At 73.2% G+C, this 14,950-nt stretch carries 14 protein-coding genes; 9 read left to right on the plus strand and 5 right to left on the minus strand.

Translation table 11 applies throughout. The annotated features are described in order from the left end of the window. Positions 1 to 120: 120 nt before the first annotated feature. Entirely contained in the window at positions 121 to 969 is an 849-nt protein-coding gene (locus MicB006_RS02935) for a DUF3152 domain-containing protein (protein ID WP_225980619.1), read from the plus strand. A gap of 26 nt (positions 970 to 995) precedes the next feature. Here MicB006_RS02935 and MicB006_RS02940 read toward each other — a convergent pair whose 3' ends face one another. Then, positions 996 to 1,421, minus strand: coding sequence for an ATP-binding protein (locus MicB006_RS02940; protein ID WP_073825846.1), 426 nt, complete (start codon positions 1,419 to 1,421; stop codon positions 996 to 998). A 37-nt stretch (positions 1,422 to 1,458) separates the two neighbouring features. Continuing rightward, positions 1,459 to 2,214 (minus strand): cyclopropane-fatty-acyl-phospholipid synthase family protein, encoded by a 756-nt coding sequence (locus MicB006_RS02945; protein WP_116503670.1) that lies wholly within the window; start codon positions 2,212 to 2,214, stop codon positions 1,459 to 1,461. Positions 2,215 to 2,298: 84 nt separating this feature from the next. On the opposite strand from MicB006_RS02945, the gene MicB006_RS02950 reads away from it, so the two are divergent. Beyond that, entirely contained in the window at positions 2,299 to 2,517 is a 219-nt protein-coding gene (locus MicB006_RS02950; protein ID WP_073825840.1) for a hypothetical protein, read from the plus strand. Positions 2,518 to 2,525: 8 nt separating this feature from the next. Here MicB006_RS02950 and MicB006_RS02955 read toward each other — a convergent pair whose 3' ends face one another. Both MicB006_RS02955 and MicB006_RS02960 read right to left on the minus strand, forming a co-directional pair. After that, the gene (locus MicB006_RS02955; protein ID WP_116503672.1) at positions 2,526 to 3,236 is read right to left on the minus strand and encodes a GAF and ANTAR domain-containing protein; all 711 of its coding nucleotides are present in this window, start codon (positions 3,234 to 3,236) and stop codon (positions 2,526 to 2,528) included. 177 nt (positions 3,237 to 3,413) lie between these two features. Beyond that, positions 3,414 to 3,821, minus strand: coding sequence for an STAS domain-containing protein (locus tag MicB006_RS02960; protein ID WP_225980620.1), 408 nt, complete (start codon positions 3,819 to 3,821; stop codon positions 3,414 to 3,416). Positions 3,822 to 4,056: 235 nt separating this feature from the next. Here MicB006_RS02960 and MicB006_RS02965 point away from each other — a divergent pair, with 235 nt between their 5' ends. The 3 genes from MicB006_RS02965 to MicB006_RS02975 all read left to right on the plus strand — a co-directional run bounded on the left by MicB006_RS02965 (position 4,057) and on the right by MicB006_RS02975 (position 6,581). Then, complete coding sequence (locus MicB006_RS02965; RefSeq protein WP_116503675.1) at positions 4,057 to 4,761, plus strand: GAF and ANTAR domain-containing protein; 705 nt, start codon at positions 4,057 to 4,059, stop codon at positions 4,759 to 4,761. A gap of 75 nt (positions 4,762 to 4,836) precedes the next feature. Continuing rightward, on the plus strand, positions 4,837 to 5,790 hold the full coding sequence (locus tag MicB006_RS02970) for an ATP-binding cassette domain-containing protein (RefSeq protein WP_116503677.1): 954 nt from the start codon (positions 4,837 to 4,839) through the stop codon (positions 5,788 to 5,790). Further along, a complete protein-coding gene (locus MicB006_RS02975) occupies positions 5,787 to 6,581 on the plus strand; it encodes an ABC transporter permease (protein ID WP_116503679.1) in 795 nt (264 codons plus the stop codon). Before MicB006_RS02970 ends, MicB006_RS02975 begins: the two co-directional genes overlap by 4 nt. On the opposite strand, the gene MicB006_RS02980 is transcribed toward MicB006_RS02975, so the two are convergent. Next, a complete protein-coding gene (locus tag MicB006_RS02980) occupies positions 6,523 to 9,771 on the minus strand; it encodes a BTAD domain-containing putative transcriptional regulator (protein WP_116511123.1) in 3,249 nt (1,082 codons plus the stop codon). The genes MicB006_RS02975 and MicB006_RS02980 overlap by 59 nt on opposite strands. Positions 9,772 to 10,058: 287 nt before the next feature. On the opposite strand from MicB006_RS02980, the gene kdpF reads away from it, so the two are divergent. The 4 genes from kdpF to MicB006_RS03000 are packed head-to-tail and all read left to right on the plus strand — an operon-like array spanning position 10,059 to position 14,879. Then, on the plus strand, positions 10,059 to 10,148 hold the full coding sequence (kdpF, locus tag MicB006_RS02985) for a K(+)-transporting ATPase subunit F (protein ID WP_036343797.1): 90 nt from the start codon (positions 10,059 to 10,061) through the stop codon (positions 10,146 to 10,148). Then, the gene (gene kdpA, locus MicB006_RS02990) at positions 10,148 to 11,803 is read left to right on the plus strand and encodes a potassium-transporting ATPase subunit KdpA (protein WP_116503681.1); all 1,656 of its coding nucleotides are present in this window, start codon (positions 10,148 to 10,150) and stop codon (positions 11,801 to 11,803) included. The genes kdpF and kdpA overlap by 1 nt, the downstream gene beginning before the upstream one ends. 20 nt (positions 11,804 to 11,823) lie before the next feature. Then, positions 11,824 to 13,998, plus strand: a complete 2,175-nt coding sequence (gene kdpB, locus MicB006_RS02995) for a potassium-transporting ATPase subunit KdpB (protein WP_116503683.1) — start codon at positions 11,824 to 11,826, stop codon at positions 13,996 to 13,998. Next, a complete protein-coding gene (locus tag MicB006_RS03000; RefSeq protein ID WP_116503684.1) occupies positions 13,998 to 14,879 on the plus strand; it encodes a potassium-transporting ATPase subunit C in 882 nt (293 codons plus the stop codon). Before kdpB ends, MicB006_RS03000 begins: the two co-directional genes overlap by 1 nt. Positions 14,880 to 14,950 lie beyond the last annotated feature (71 nt).

Here is a 14,950-nt window from a genome sequence, read left to right on the forward strand (position 1 = left end):
CCGGCAGGCGGCCTCTCGCTCACCCCGACACCCGACGGTACCCGGCCCGCCCGTTCAACCGTCCGGGCCTGCCGTCCGTACTCCTGCCCGAGCGGGTGGGGGCGACGGACGGAGACCGACGTGGGCGGGCGTGACCGAGGGCTGCACCGGCGACGGCGGAGGCCGCGATCCGGGCGGATCCTGGCGGTGGTCCTGGTCGGGGCCGTGCTCGCCGCCGGCGGGTACGCGGCCCGGCACCCGGACCTGCTGGACCGCGTCGACGTGCGGCGGACCGTGCAGGCGGCGGCGCCGAGCGCGCCCGGGCCGGACGCGCGTCCCTCGCCGACGGCGGTGCCGACGCCGGTCCCGGCGGCCGGACGGGTGGCCCCCGGCATCGGCTACCCGCCCCGGGGCAGCGGCGCGTTCCGCACCGCCGACACCGTCGGCGCGGTGGCCGGGCGCTCCGGCGAACTGCTGCGCTACCGGGTCGCCGTCGAGGACGGCATCCGCAACGTGGACGTGGAACGCTTTGCCCGCGATGTCGCGGCGACGCTCGCCGACCGGCGGGGCTGGACCGGCGACGGCCGGTGGCGGCTGCAACGGGTGGGCCGCGACGACAGGGCGGACTTCACCGTGCTGCTCACCACGCCGGTGACGCGGGGGCGGCTCTGCGGCGACCCGAGCGACAGATACACGTCCTGCCGCAACGGCGACCAGGTGGTGATCAACGTGGCCCGCTGGGTGTACGGGGTGCCGCACGTCACCGACCTCGACCGCTACCGGCAGTACCTGCTCAACCACGAGGTCGGCCACCGGCTGGGCCGGGGACACGAGCGCTGCCCCCGGGCCGGCGGCCCGGCGCCGGTGATGGTGCAGCAGACGCTCGGGCTGCACGGGTGCACGCCGAACCCGTGGCCGATCGTGGACGGCGAACCGCTCGCCGGGCCGTCCGGCCAGTACGACGACCCGATCCCGGCCGGGGACCGCTGAGCCCTCGCCCGGCGACCGCCCGGCCGTCAGCGGGAGAACGCGGCCCAGATGTTCTTGGTGGACCCGGTGGCGTACCAGCCGACGTCGAGCGAGACCGACTGGGCCAGGAACAGTCCGCGCCCGCCCGAGTCCGTCGGGCTGATGTCGGTCAGCTCCGGCACCGAGCTGACGTCGTGGTCGGCCACGTCGAGCAGGAACCGGTCGTCGGTGGCGAGCAGCGTGATGATGGTGGGCGGGCGGCCGTGCCGCAGCGCGTTGCTGGCCAGTTCGGTGGCGACCAGCACGACCAGGTGCGGCACCTCGTCCAGGTCCTCACCCTGCACCAGGCCGTGCCGGTTCAGCGCGTCGCGCAGCGAGGCGCGCAGGACGCGCAGATCCTCCGGGGAGTCGAGCACCCACCGCTCCAGCTCCGAGGCCTGTGGCGGCGGCGGCGAGGTGCGCAACTGTCCCATGATCTGGCTTTACCCTGCGTAGCCGTTCGTTAAGCAGTCACCGTCGCAACAGCGCGAACACTCCCCACCCCATGTACTCGCGCTGGAAGCGGACGTACCGCAGCGGGTCCTCGGTCAGCTCCCGCCGCAGCTCCGGGGCCAGTTCGTCGTCCGGATTGGCGTCGAGCCAGCGGCGCAGGTTCAGCCAGTGCGCGGCCGCGTACCGGTCCCAGCTGTCCTGGTCGGCGAGGACCATCTCGACCAGGTCCCAGCCGCACTCGCCGAAGAGCCGCACCAGGCCGGGCAGGTCGTGGAACTCGTCCCGGGACCGGGCGTGCGAGCCGGTGACCGCCTCCTCGTCCGGCGGGTCCCGCCGCCAGTAGGGCTCGCCGACCAGCGCCATGCCGCCCGGCCGCAGCGTCCGGTCGAGCAGTTCCAGCGTCCCGGGCACCCCGTCGCCGATCCAGGTCGCGCCGACACAGGCCGCCACGTCGACCGGCCGCTCCGGTGAGTACGCCGCCGCGTCACCGTGCACGAACCGTACGTGTTCGGCCACACCCAGTTCCGTGGCGCGTTCCCGGGCGGCGGCGGTGAAGGCGCTGCTGATGTCGACGCCGGTGCCGGTGACCCCGTGGTCGCGGGCCCAGGTGCAGAGCAGCTCGCCCTTGCCGCTGCACAGGTCCAGCAGCTCGTCGCCCGGTCGCAGCCGGATCGCGCGGCCCAGCGTGGCCAGCTTGACGTCGTCGAACGGGTTGAGGATCCGCAGGTCGCCCTCGCGGATGGTGAAGCTGCGCGGCAGGTCCGGTGCTGTCATCCGGGGAGCGTGCCGCCGCCCGGCCGACGGCGGCAACCGATTTGCGTCTGTGCTGCTCCGGGTCTCCTGCGGTACGGTCACGACATGGTGGTCGAGGAACACTGGTGGAACGGCGTCAACAACCCTCGCGGACGGCGTGACGTCTACATCTGCACCGACGGAAGCCAGTGGCAGGTCCAGGCACAGATCGGCGGGGCGTCCGGCCGGTCCAAGATCCAGCAGTGCCCGAGCCGTGGCTCGGCGAGCATCCTGGCGGGGGCGTGGCGCGCGAGTGGCTCCGGCTGGCGGGCGATGCCCCGCTGAGCGGGCGGTCAGTCGCGAGGGCCGTGCACCGCGCGGTGCACAAGTGACTCGGCGACCTCACGCAGCTTGCGGTTGGAGTCCTGCGACACCCGGGCCAGGATGGCGAACGCCTCGTCGGCCGAGCAGCGCCGCTGACCCATGATGATGCCCTTGGCCTGTTCGATCACGGCCCGGCTCTGCATGGCCTCCTGCATCTGCTGAGCCAGCGTCGCGGTGCTCTCGTAGAGGTGGACGTTCGCCAGCGCGATGGCGGCGTATCCGGCCAGCGTCTGCGCCAGTTCGACCTGCTCGTCCAGGACGCCGGGCGCCGCGCCGTAGATGTTCAGCGCGCCGACCATCGCCTCCTGGATGGGCAGGCCGACCGACAGCGAGCTGGCCGCACCCGCCCCGTGCGCCCGGGCCGCCCACTCCGGCCAGCGGCTCTCCGCCGACATGTCGGGCACCAGCATCGCCGTGCCGGTGGTGGCGGCGTCCAGGCACGGACCGCGGCCGTGCGCGTACTGCCACTCGTCGAGGGTCAGCGCCAGCTCGCCGGTGTACGCGGCGGTGTGCGCCCGGGTGCCCTGGACCAGGGTCACCGACACCTCGGCGGTGCCGGGGAGGGTGTCCTTCGCGACCTGCGCGATGGTCGACAGCACCACGTCCAGGTCGACCTCGTCGTACTTGATCCGAGCGAGCCTGATCAAGGCGGCGGCGAGGTCGGGGTGGGCGTGCGGCATGAGCTGTGACGTCCTCGTGGAAGCGGCGCCGTCGACCCCGAGGGGACGGACGGCTGGTGGCGGGGTGGGCCCGTGGTGACGGACCAGCGTTCCGATCCGGACGGATCGGGACCGGCGCGCCGCTTCTTGACGCTCATCGGTGACGCCCCGGCCGGGACGTCACCTACCGGCACAACTCTACGACCCGGCGCCGGTGGGGGCGACGGGACGTGCCGACCGGCAGTGGGCGGCGGGCAGCGCGGGCCGATCGACGACCTCGAACGCGCCAAGCGTGCCGGTGACGTCGAGGACGCGTCGGACCACAGGCGAGAGCCGGCGCAGGACCAGCCGGCGACCGTGCTCGGCCAGCAGCCGCCGGGCGGCGACGAGCGCGTTGGTGCCGTGCGCGCCGAAGAAGCTGACCGCCGACAGGTCCACCACCACCAGCGGGGCGCGTGCCGCGACCGCGGTCTCCACCAGTTCGCTCAGCAGGTGCGCGTTGCTGAGGTCCACCTCGCCGGCCACCGAGATCCGGGTCACATCCGCCAGGACCTCACAGCTCAGCCACATGATCGGCTCGTCCGGCCGGAGCGACCCGGACGCCATCGGAACATGGTGACAGCCGAAAACCGGCACATCGGTCGACACGACACCTCCCACCGCGCGGTATGCGGACGCTCCGGCGGGTACGCCGGAGCAGGAGGGCACATGTCTTGACCCGGCACCAAAGATACGCCGATGGGGTGAAGATCGCAGAGCGGACCGCTTTCGGAACCGTCCGCGCTGGGTACGTTGATCGGAGCGACACGTGCCGATGACCTCGACCGGACAGGACGCGCGCATGGAAGCCCCGCGGATGGACGCCGGCGAAGCGCTCGCCGAGCTGAGCCGGATCCGGCTGGACGAGGTCGCGCTCGACGACGTCCTGGCGCGCGTCGCCGGGCTGGCGAACCGGGCCGTTCCGGGCAGCGCGCACGTGTCCGTCTCCCTGACGCAGGCCGGCGCGAACCGGGCCATCGCCCACACCAGCGACCTGGCCCGCAGGCTGGACGAGTGGCAGTACGAGCACGACGACGGCCCCTGCCTCGACGCCTCGGTCAGCGCGACGAGCGTGTCGCTGCCCGACCTGTCCGACGAGCCGCGCTGGCCGGACTGGGCGGCGCAGGCCCGGACGGCGGGCGTGGCCAGTTCGTTGTCGATCGCGTTGCCGATCCAGGAGGCGGTGACCGGGGCGCTGAACCTGTACGGCAGCTCGGCCCACGCCTTCGACCAGTCGTCGATCGACCTGGCGGAGGAGTTCGCCGCGTACGCGGCCGTCGCGCTCGCCAACGCGCACCTCTACGAGAGCACCTCGACGCTGGCCCAGCAGATGCGCGAGGCGATGCGCAGCCGGGCCGTGATCGAACAGGCCAAGGGCATCATCATGGGCCAGCGGCGCTGCTCGGCCGACGAGGCGTTCACGCTGCTCGCCAAGCTCTCCCAGGACACCAACCGCAAACTGCGCGACGTCGCCGAGGCACTTGTCGCCCGCGCCGTCGAGCACTGAGGGCCGCGCCCCTGTCCGGTGGGCGTGAAACCGCCGTGAAACCGCGCTGATCCCCGCCGCCGTCACGGTTACCGCATGACGACGACAACCTCACCGATGGTCGAGGCGACCGGGCTGCGCAAGGCGTACCGGAAGCAGGTGGTGCTCGACGGCATCGACCTGCGCGTACCCAGGGCCACGGTCTTCGCCCTGCTCGGCCCGAACGGGGCCGGCAAGACCACCACAGTGCAGATCCTCTCCACGCTGATCCGACCGGACGGCGGAACCGTGCGCGTCGCCGGCCACGACCTGGCCGCCGAGCCGGACCGGGTACGCGCCGTGATCGGCGTGACCGGCCAGTTCTCCGCCGTCGACGCGTTGCTCACCGGCGCGGAGAACCTGCGGCTGATGACCGACCTGCGGCATCTGGGCCGGATCGAGGGACGGCGGGTGGTGGACGACCTGCTGGCCCGCTTCGACCTGGCCGACGCGGCGGACAAGCCGGTCGCGGCGTACTCGGGCGGGATGAAACGGCGGCTGGACCTGGCGATGACCCTCGTCGGCCGCCCCCGGCTGATCTTCCTGGACGAGCCGACGGCCGGCCTGGACCCGCGCAGCCGACGGGCGATGTGGCAGGTCGTGCGGGAGCTGGTGGCCGAGGGCACCACCGTCTTCCTGACCACGCAGTACCTGGAGGAGGCCGACCACCTGGCCGACCAGGTCGCGTTGCTCGACGGCGGTCGCCTCGTCGCCGAGGGCAGCCCGGCCGAGCTGAAGCGGCTGGTGCCCGGCGGTCACGTACGCCTGCACTTCACCGACCCGGCGCAACTGGCCGCGGCGGCCGGACTGTTCCCGGCGGCCACCCGGCACGACGACGACTTCACGCTGCGGGTGCCCGGCGACGGCGGCGTCAGCGGGGTGAAGGCTCTGCTCGATCGGCTCGACGCGGCTGGCGTCGCCGTCGAGTCGATGAGCCTGCACACCCCCGACCTGGACGACGTCTTCCTGGCCCTCACCGGCCACCGCACCGAGGAGAAGGTGACCGCATGAGCACGCTCGCCCACACCGTCGGCGACTCGGCGACGATGCTGCGCCGCAACCTGAAGCACGCGGTGCGCTATCCGTCCCTGACGGCAGTGGTGATCGCCCTGCCGGTGGTCTTCCTGCTGCTGTTCGTCTACGTCTTCGGCGGCACGCTCGGCAACGGGCTCGGCGGCGTGGCCGGGGGCCGGTCCGCGTACGTCGACTACGTGACCCCCGGCATCCTGCTGCTCGCCCTGGCCGGCGCGGCGCAGGGCACCGCGATCTCGGTGGCCATGGACATGACCGAGGGCATCGTGGCCCGGTTCCGCACCATGTCCATCGCCCGCGCGGCGGTGCTCACCGGCCACGTCGTGGGCGCGGTTACGCAGACGCTGATCGGGCTGGCGGTGGTGGTCGCCGTAGCGCTGCTCGTCGGCTTCCGGCCGGATGCCGGCCCGGTGCAGTGGCTCGCCGCGACCGGGCTGCTCACCCTCACCGCGTTCGCCATCACCTGGCTGTCGGTCGCGCTGGGCATGGTGCCCAAGAGCGTGGAGAGCGCCAGCAATCTGCCGATGCCGCTGATGCTGCTGCCGTTCCTGGGCAGCGGTTTCGTGCCGACCGACTCGATGCCCGGGTGGCTCGCCTGGTTCGCCGAGCACCAGCCGTTCACCCCGATCATGGAAACGCTGCGCGGGCTGCTCCTGGCCGGTCCGGTCGACGGCGGCGACGCGCTCGCGGCGGTGGCCTGGTGTGCCGGGATCAGCCTGGTGGGCTACCTGTGGGCGCGCCGGCTGTACGACCGGGACCCGTCCCGCTGAGTTCCGCCACGGCGACGAGCCGCAGCTCGTCGTGGTCGAGGGCGGCGTACGACGCGCGGGCCGCGTCGTACGCCGCCGGGTCGGCGTCCCGCGCCGCCTGCCGGGCCGCCGCCGAGGACATGGTGGGCTGGAAGTTGCGCTGGTAGCCGAAGCGTTCGGCGAGCGCGACGAGCCGGGCGCCGGCAGCCCTGTCGCCGGCAGCCTTGTCACCGGCACCGCCCGACCGGTCCAGCTTGACCAGTGCGACGGCGAGCAGCAGAGACCCGTGGATCGGCAGTTGCACGAGAAAGCCCGGCGCGTCGGCGATCGGGTCGGCCAGCAGAGCCGCGCTCCTGCGGCGCAGCGCGTCGGCGAGCCCTGGCACCAGGTCCAGCCGGCCGTGCCGGGCGTGTGCCGCCAGGGCGGCCGCCCGGATCTCCAGGTGCCACGGTGCGTCGCCGGGCGGGCCGGACCAGATGAGCGGGTCGGCCGGCTGCCGCAACCCGTCCAGCGCCTCCCGCCAGCCGGCCAGTCCGGCGTCGACGTCGCCCCGGGCCAGCGCGAATTCGGCCCGGATGCCGCGCTCGTACGCCCGCATGCCGTACTGGTCGTCCTGCGCCGGCGCGGCGTCGTACCGGCCGTCGCAGGCGTCGGCGGTGGCCAGCCGCAACCAGCGTTCCGCCTCGTCGACCTCACCGAGCCCGAGGTTCACCAGGACCAGGCTCCACCGGATCTGGAGCCGGTCCCACCACGGGCCGGAGTCGGCGAGCAGGTCCAGCGCGGCGGTCAGGTGATCCCGGGCCTCCGTCGAGCGTTCGGTCTGCATGCACAACTCGCCGATCCGCGAGTGGACGAGCACCCGCAGCCACGGGATCGGCCGGTGGGCCAGCGCGTCCAGCATCCGCCGCGCCGCGTCCAGCGCGTCGTCCGGCCGCCCGGCCTGCTCCAGCAGGTAGCTGGCCAGGCCGTTCGCCATCGCGGCGACCAGCGGCTGCGGATGCGCGCGCAGCGCGGCGAGCGCGGCCGGGTCGGCCACGATCTCGGGGATCGCGCCCAGGACCGTCGCCATCGCGCCGACCAGGTCGCCCGTCGGGGGCGGCGGCAGCCTCCGCAGCACCACGAGCGAGCGGGTCGCCCGCCGCCCGGCGATCATCAGGCTGTGCGCCACGCCGAGCACGGCTACGGTACGGGCCGGCGCCACGAACTCCGGCGCGGGCCGGTAGTGGGACAGCAGGAAGTCGGTGTCGGCCACCAGCGCGAGCATCCGGGTGTAGCTGGTGTCGAGCGTCCACAACGCGGCGAGCGCGGCGGCGACGCCGACCACTGTGGGCGCGTCGGACCGGGCCGAGGCCAGGCGCAGCGCGGCGACGAGGTTGTCCTGTTCGGACCGGACCGCCGCCAGGGCGGTGAACGGCTCGGGGCCGAGCAGCGTCTCGTGCTGCCCGAGACCGAACTCGCGGGCCCAGGCAAGGAACGTCGCCACGACAGGGTCCGTCTCGCCGGCCTCGGACCGGCGGGCCGCGCCGAACTCCCGCACCGTCTCCAGCATCCGGAACCGGATCGCCTCCGGCGTCTCCTCCACGCGCAGCAGCGACTGGTCGACCAGATGCTCCAGCACCGGCAGCGCGTCGTCGCCCAGCAACCGGTCGGCTGCCGCCGTGGTGAAGCCGTCGGGGAACACCGACAGCGCCCGCAGCGCCGCCCGCCCCTCCGGCCGCAGCAGGTTCCAGCTCCAGTCGACCACCGCGTGCAGCGTGTGGTGGCGCGGCGGCGCGTCCCGTGCGCCGCCGCGCAGCAGCCCGAACCGGTCGTCCAGCCGGCGGGCCAGCTCCGGCACGCTCATCGCCCGCACCCGGGCCGCAGCCAGCTCGATCGCCAGCGGCATCCCGTCCAGGTGCCGGCACACCTCGGCCACCTGCTCGGCCGGCAGCACCACGCCCGGCCGGGCGGCCCGGGCCCGCTGCGTGAACAACTCCACGGCCGTGTCCAGCGGCAGTTCGGGCAGCGCGTGCACCGCCTCCGAGGTCAACCCGAGCGGGGTGCGGCTGGTGGTCAGGACCCGCAGCTCCCGGGTCGCCGCCAGCAGCGCCGCCACCAGTTCGGCGACGCCCCGGACCACCTGCTCGCAGTTGTCCAGCACCAGCAGCACCGGCCCGGCGCCGAGCGCCGCCACTATCGCGGCGACCGGGTCGGCGGGCACCGGCAGCGCGCCGACCGGGCCGGCCACCGGCTCGCCGACCCCCAGCGCCGCCGCGACCGCGTCCGGCACGTCGCCGTCGGCGGTGACCGCGCCGAGCGCCACCAGACGTACGGCGCGTTGCGGCGCGCGCCGGGCCACCGCGTACGCGAGCCGGGTCTTGCCCAGCCCGCCCGGACCGACGACGGAGACCACCCGGGCGTGGGTCAGCAGGGACTCCACGGCGGTCAGGTCGTCGTCGCGGCCGAGCAGCGGGTTCGGCTCGTACGGGATGCCGGGCCGGGCCACCCGGCTCTCCCCGTCGAGCAGCTCCCGGTGCAGCTCGCGCAGCGCCGGCCCGGGGTCGGCGCCCAGCTCGTCGCGGAGCGAGCGGCGGTAGTCGTCGTACCGGGTCAGCGCCGCCGACCGGCTGGTCACTGCCGCCTCGCAGCGGAGCAGCTCGGCCAGCAGCTCCTCTTCGTGGCGGGTTCCGGCGGCCAGCGCGGCGAGCCCGGGCAGCGCCTCCGCAGGCCGGCCGAGCCGGGACAACGCGATCGCCCGGGCCCGGGACAGCGCGCGGTACGTGGCCGCCCGGTCCGCGCGCAACGCGGTGAGCGGATCGCCCTCGCCCGGCTCGTCGCCCGGCGGGCCGGCCCAGTACGCCAGCCCCGCCTCCGCCTCGGCCAGCGCGTCCGCGTGCTCACCGGCTCGGGCCCGCCGCGCCGCCGCCTCCGCGTGCCGCAGCACCGCCACCGCGTCCACCTGCGCGTCGGTGAGCGCCAGCCGGTAGCCGGTGGCGGTCCGCACGATCAGGTCGGCGCCCAGCTCGGCGCGGGCCCGGGACACCAGGATCTGCAACGCCTTCACCGGGTGCCGGGGCGGTTCGTCCGGCCAGAGCGCCTCGACCAGCGCGCCGGTGCCGCAGCCCGCCCCGAGCCGCCCGGCCAGCAGCGCCAGCAGCCCGCGCAGCCGGGCCCCACCGACCGGCACACCCCGGCAGACCGCGTCCGACAGCAGGGTCAGTTCGGTGGCCACCGGGCCAGCGTAAGCGGCGGACCAGCCCGTCACGGCCCCCGCGCCGGGGCGGTTCGTGCAGGCGGCGTGAAAAGCGCGTCAAGAAACCGCGGCCGCGCGTCATGGTCGCGTTATAGCCCCTGTCCGTACCCCCGGACCTGGCGTTTTGATTGCCCGGCGCGACCGGGAGGCGGTCGCGAGGACATCTTCCGCTAGGAGAGATCAGCCGTGTCTGACGTGCTGTTCGTGTTGCTGACGGTGGGGCTGTTCGCGGCGCTCGCCCTCGTGGTGAGGGGTGTGGAGAAGCTGTGAGCGCCGTCAACGCCGTCGGCCTGGTGCTGGCGATCGGGCTGGGCGTGTTCCTGGTCGTCGCCCTGCTGTTCCCGGAGCGTTTCTGATGAGCATGACGACAGCCGGCGTGCTCTTCGTCCTGTCGCTGGTGGCGGCGCTCGCCGCCGTGCACCGGCCGTTCGGCGACCACATGTACCGGGTGGTTGCCGGCACCCGGTCGTCCCGGGTCGAGCGGGGCATCTACCGCCTGGTCGGGGTCAACCCGGCCGCCGAGCAGACCTGGGGCGTGTACGCCCGCTCGGTGCTGGCCTTCTCGGCGGTCTCCCTGCTGTTCCTGTACGCGTTCCAGCGCCTGCAGAACCACCTGTGGCTCTCGCTGGGCTTAGACCCGGTGGTGCCGCACGGCGCCTGGAACACCGCTGTGTCGTTCGTGACCAACACGAACTGGCAGTGGTACTCGGGTGAGTCGACGATGGGCCACCTGGTGCAGATGGCCGGCCTGGCGGTGCAGAACTTCGTCTCGGCCGCGGTGGGCATCGCCGTCGCGGTGGCGCTGGTCCGGGGCTTTGCCCGCAGCCGCACCGGCGAGCTGGGCAACTTCTGGGTCGACCTGACCCGGGTCACGCTGCGGATCCTGCTGCCGATCGCGGTGCTCGGCGCTCTCGCGCTGATGCTCGGCGGGGTGGTGCAGAACCTGTCCGGCGGCACCGACGTGACCACGCTGACCGGCGGGGCCCAGACGATCACCGGCGGGCCGGTGGCCGGCCAGGAGGTCATCAAGGAGCTGGGCACCAACGGCGGCGGCTTCTACAACGCCAACAGCGCCCACCCGTTCGAGAACCCGACCGCGTGGACGAACTGGCTGGAGATCTTCCTGATCCTGGTGATCCCGTTCAGCCTGCCCCGGGTCTTCGGCCGGATGGTCGGGCAGAAGCGGCAGGGCTACGCGATCGCCGCCGTGATGGCGATCCTCGCGCTCGCCAGCATCACCCTCACCAACGTGTTCGAGCTGGCCGGCCACGGCACGGTGCCGCAGGCGGTCGGCGCGGCGCTGGAGGGCAAGGAGGTGCGTTTCGACGTGTCCAACTCGGCCACGTTCGCGGCGGCCACCACGCTCACCTCGACCGGCGCGGTCAACTCGTTCCACGACTCGTACACCGCTCTGGGCGGCATGATGACGCTGGGCAACATGATGCTCGGCGAGGTCGCGCCCGGCGGCGTCGGCGCCGGCCTGTACGGGCTGCTGATCCTCGCCGTGATCACGGTGTTCGTGGCCGGCCTGATGGTCGGCCGCACCCCCGAGTACCTGGGCAAGAAGATCGGGTCGCGCGAGATCAAGTTCGCCTCGATGTACTTCCTGATCACCCCGGCGCTGGTGCTCGCCGGCACCGCCGCCGCGTTCGCCACCGGCAACGACTCGACAACGCTCAACGTCGGGCCGCACGGATTGTCCGAAGTGCTCTACGCGTTCACCTCGGCCAGCAACAACAACGGCTCCGCGTTCGCCGGCATCACAGTGAACACGCAGTGGTGGAACATCGCGCTCGGGCTCTGCATGCTGCTCGGCCGGTTCCTGCCGATCATCTTCGTGCTCGCGCTGGCCGGCTCGCTCGCCCGCCAGCAACCCACACCCGCCTCCGAGGGCACCCTGCCGACCCACCGGCCGCTGTTCGTCGGCATGGTCGTCGGCGTCACCGTGGTCCTCGTCGCGCTCACCTTCCTTCCCGCACTCGCGCTCGGCCCGCTGGCCGAAGGGCTGTGACCACCATGAGAGACACGGACATGACAGCGCCTGTTCAGACCGCCGACGCGCCGGCCCTCGGCACGCCGGGCCGCCGCGACGACCGGGTCGGCGGCGGGCTGCTCGACCCCGCGCAGTTGCTCCGGTCGCTGCCGGACGCGCTGCGCAAGCTCGACCCGCGCACGCTGTGGCGCAACCCGGTGATGCTGATCGTGGAGATCGGCGCGTTGTTCACCACTGTGCTCGCGGTGACCGACCCGTCGGTGTTCGCCGTGGCGATCACCGTCTGGCTCTGGCTCACCGTGATCTTCGCGAACCTGGCCGAGGCGGTCGCCGAGGGGCGCGGCAAGGCACAGGCCGACACGCTGCGCCGGGCCAAGCAGGACACCATCGCCACCCGCCTGGTCGGTTGGACGCCCGGCGCCGCCGCGAACGCGTACCGGGACGAGGCGGTACCCGCGCCGCAACTGCGGCAGGGCGACATCGTCCTGGTCGAGGCCGGGCAGGTGATCCCCGGTGACGGCGACGTGGTGGAGGGCATCGCCAGCGTCGACGAGTCGGCGATCACCGGCGAGTCCGCGCCGGTGATCCGGGAGTCCGGCGGCGACCGCAGCGCTGTCACCGGCGGCACCCGGGTGCTCTCCGACCGGATCGTCGTGCGGATCACCCAGAAGCCGGGCGAGAGCTTCATCGACCGCATGATCGCGCTGGTCGAGGGCGCCAACCGGCAGAAGACGCCGAACGAGATCGCGCTCAACATCCTGCTGGCCGCGCTGACGATCGTTTTCCTGCTCGCCGTCGTCACGCTCCAGCCCATGGCGATCTTCGCCAAGGGGTACCAGGCCGCCGCGCCGGACAGCGCCGCGATCACCGACTCCGGCGTCACCGGCGTCGTCCTGGTGTCGCTGCTGGTCTGCCTCATCCCGACCACCATCGGCGCGCTGCTGTCCGCGATCGGCATCGCCGGCATGGACCGGCTCGTGCAGCGCAACGTGCTGGCGATGAGCGGCCGGGCGGTCGAGGCGGCCGGTGACGTCAACACGCTGCTGCTGGACAAGACCGGCACGATCACGCTGGGCAACCGGCAGGCCGCCGAGTTCCTGCCGGTGACCGGCGTGGACGCCGCCGCGCTCGCCGACGCGGCGCAACTGTCCAGCCTGGCCGACGAGACCCCGGAGGGCCGCTCGGTGGTGGTGCTCGCCAAGAACAAGTACGGGCTGCGCGAGCGCGAGCCCGGCCTGATCCCGCACGCCACGTTCGTGCCGTTCACCGCGCAGACCCGGATGAGCGGCGTCGACCTGGACGCCGACGGCGACGTCCGGCAGATCCGCAAGGGCGCCGCCGCCGCGGTGATGAAATGGGTACGCGACAACGGCGGCCACCCGACCGAGCAGGTCGGTGAGCTGGTCGACGCGATCAGTGGCACCGGCGGTACGCCGCTGGTGGTGGCCGAGCACGTGGCCGGCGAGCCGGCCCGGGCGCTCGGCGTCATCCACCTCAAGGACGTGGTGAAGGTCGGGATGCGGGAGCGCTTCGACGAGATGCGCCGGATGGGCATCCGGACCGTGATGATCACCGGTGACAACCCGCGTACCGCGAAGGCCATCGCCGACGAGGCTGGCGTGGACGACTTCCTCGCCGAGGCCACGCCGGAGGACAAGCTCGCCCTGATCCGAAAGGAACAGGAGGGCGGCCGGCTGGTCGCGATGACCGGCGACGGCACCAACGACGCGCCCGCGCTGGCCCAGGCGGACGTCGGCGTGGCCATGAACACCGGCACGTCGGCCGCGAAGGAGGCCGGCAACATGGTCGACCTCGACTCCGATCCGACCAAGCTGATCGAGATCGTGGAGATCGGCAAGCAGTTGCTGATCACCCGGGGCGCGTTGACGACGTTCAGCATCGCCAACGACATCGCGAAGTACTTCGCGATCATCCCGGCCATGTTCGCCGGCATCTACCCGTCGCTGGACCAGCTCAACGTCATGCGCCTGGCCAGCCCCGAGTCGGCGATCCTCTCCGCCGTCGTCTTCAACGCGATCGTCATCGTGGCGTTGATCCCGCTGGCCCTGCGCGGCGTGCGTTACCGCCCGGCCAGCGCGTCCGCGCTGCTGCGCCGCAACCTGTGGCTCTACGGCCTCGGCGGCATCGTGGTGCCGTTCGTCGGCATCAAGCTCATCGACCTGCTCGTCCAGTTCGTCCCGGGGATCTCGTGATGCGCCTTCCCAGTTGGCTCTCCCAGCACCTGGCCGCCCTGCGCGCGGTGCTTGTGTTCACCGTGCTGCTCGGCCTCCTCTATCCGCTCGCCCTGGTCGCCGTCGGCCGGCTCCCCGGCCTCGACGGCAGGGCCGACGGCTCACTGCTCACCGTCGACGGCCGTACCGTCGGCAGCTCGTTGATCGGCCAGTCGTTCACCGACGCGGACGGCAACCCGGTCCCGCGCTACTTCCAGTCCCGCCCGTCGGCCGCCGGGGACGGCTACGACCCGACCGCCACCGCGGCCGGCAACCTCGGCCCGGAGAGCGTGGTCGACACGCTCACCGGCGACGAGGAGACCTCCGCGCAGAGCCTGCTCACCCAGGTCTGCGCCCGCAGCAAGGCGGTCGGCGAACTGGACGGCGTGGACGGGCGGCGCCCGTACTGCACGCCGGACGGCGTGGGCGCGGTGCTCGCCGTGTTCCGCGCCGACGGGCTCACCGGCCGGATCACCCGCGTGGTGAGCGTCAACCAGGCCGCGCCCGCGACGCCGTTCGTCACCACCTGGCAGGGCGTACCGGTGGAGGCGGCGCGGCCCGGCCACGACTACGTGGCCGAGGGCGGCATCGTCACCCCGGTCCGCGGGGACGCCCCGGCCCGGCCCGCCGTGCCGGCCGACGCGGTCACCGCCGGTGGCAGCGGCCTCGACCCGCACATCTCCCCGGCGTACGCGCGGATCCAGGTGGCCCGGGTGGCGCGCGAGCGCGGCGCGGACCCGGCGGCGGTACGGCGGCTGGTCGCCGAGCACACCACCGGCCGGGCGCTGGGCTTCATGGGCGAGCCCGCTGTGAACGTGCTGGAACTCAACCTCGCGCTCGACGAGGCGTTCCCGGCGCGCTGACGGAAGTGTTAAGAAGGGCCCCCTTCACCTCGCGAGGCGTTAACAGGGGGCCCTTCCTTGCACTCAGGGAG

The sequence above is a fragment of the Micromonospora sp. B006 genome, assembly GCF_003408515.1.
Lineage (GTDB): Bacteria > Actinomycetota > Actinomycetes > Mycobacteriales > Micromonosporaceae > Micromonospora > Micromonospora echinospora_A.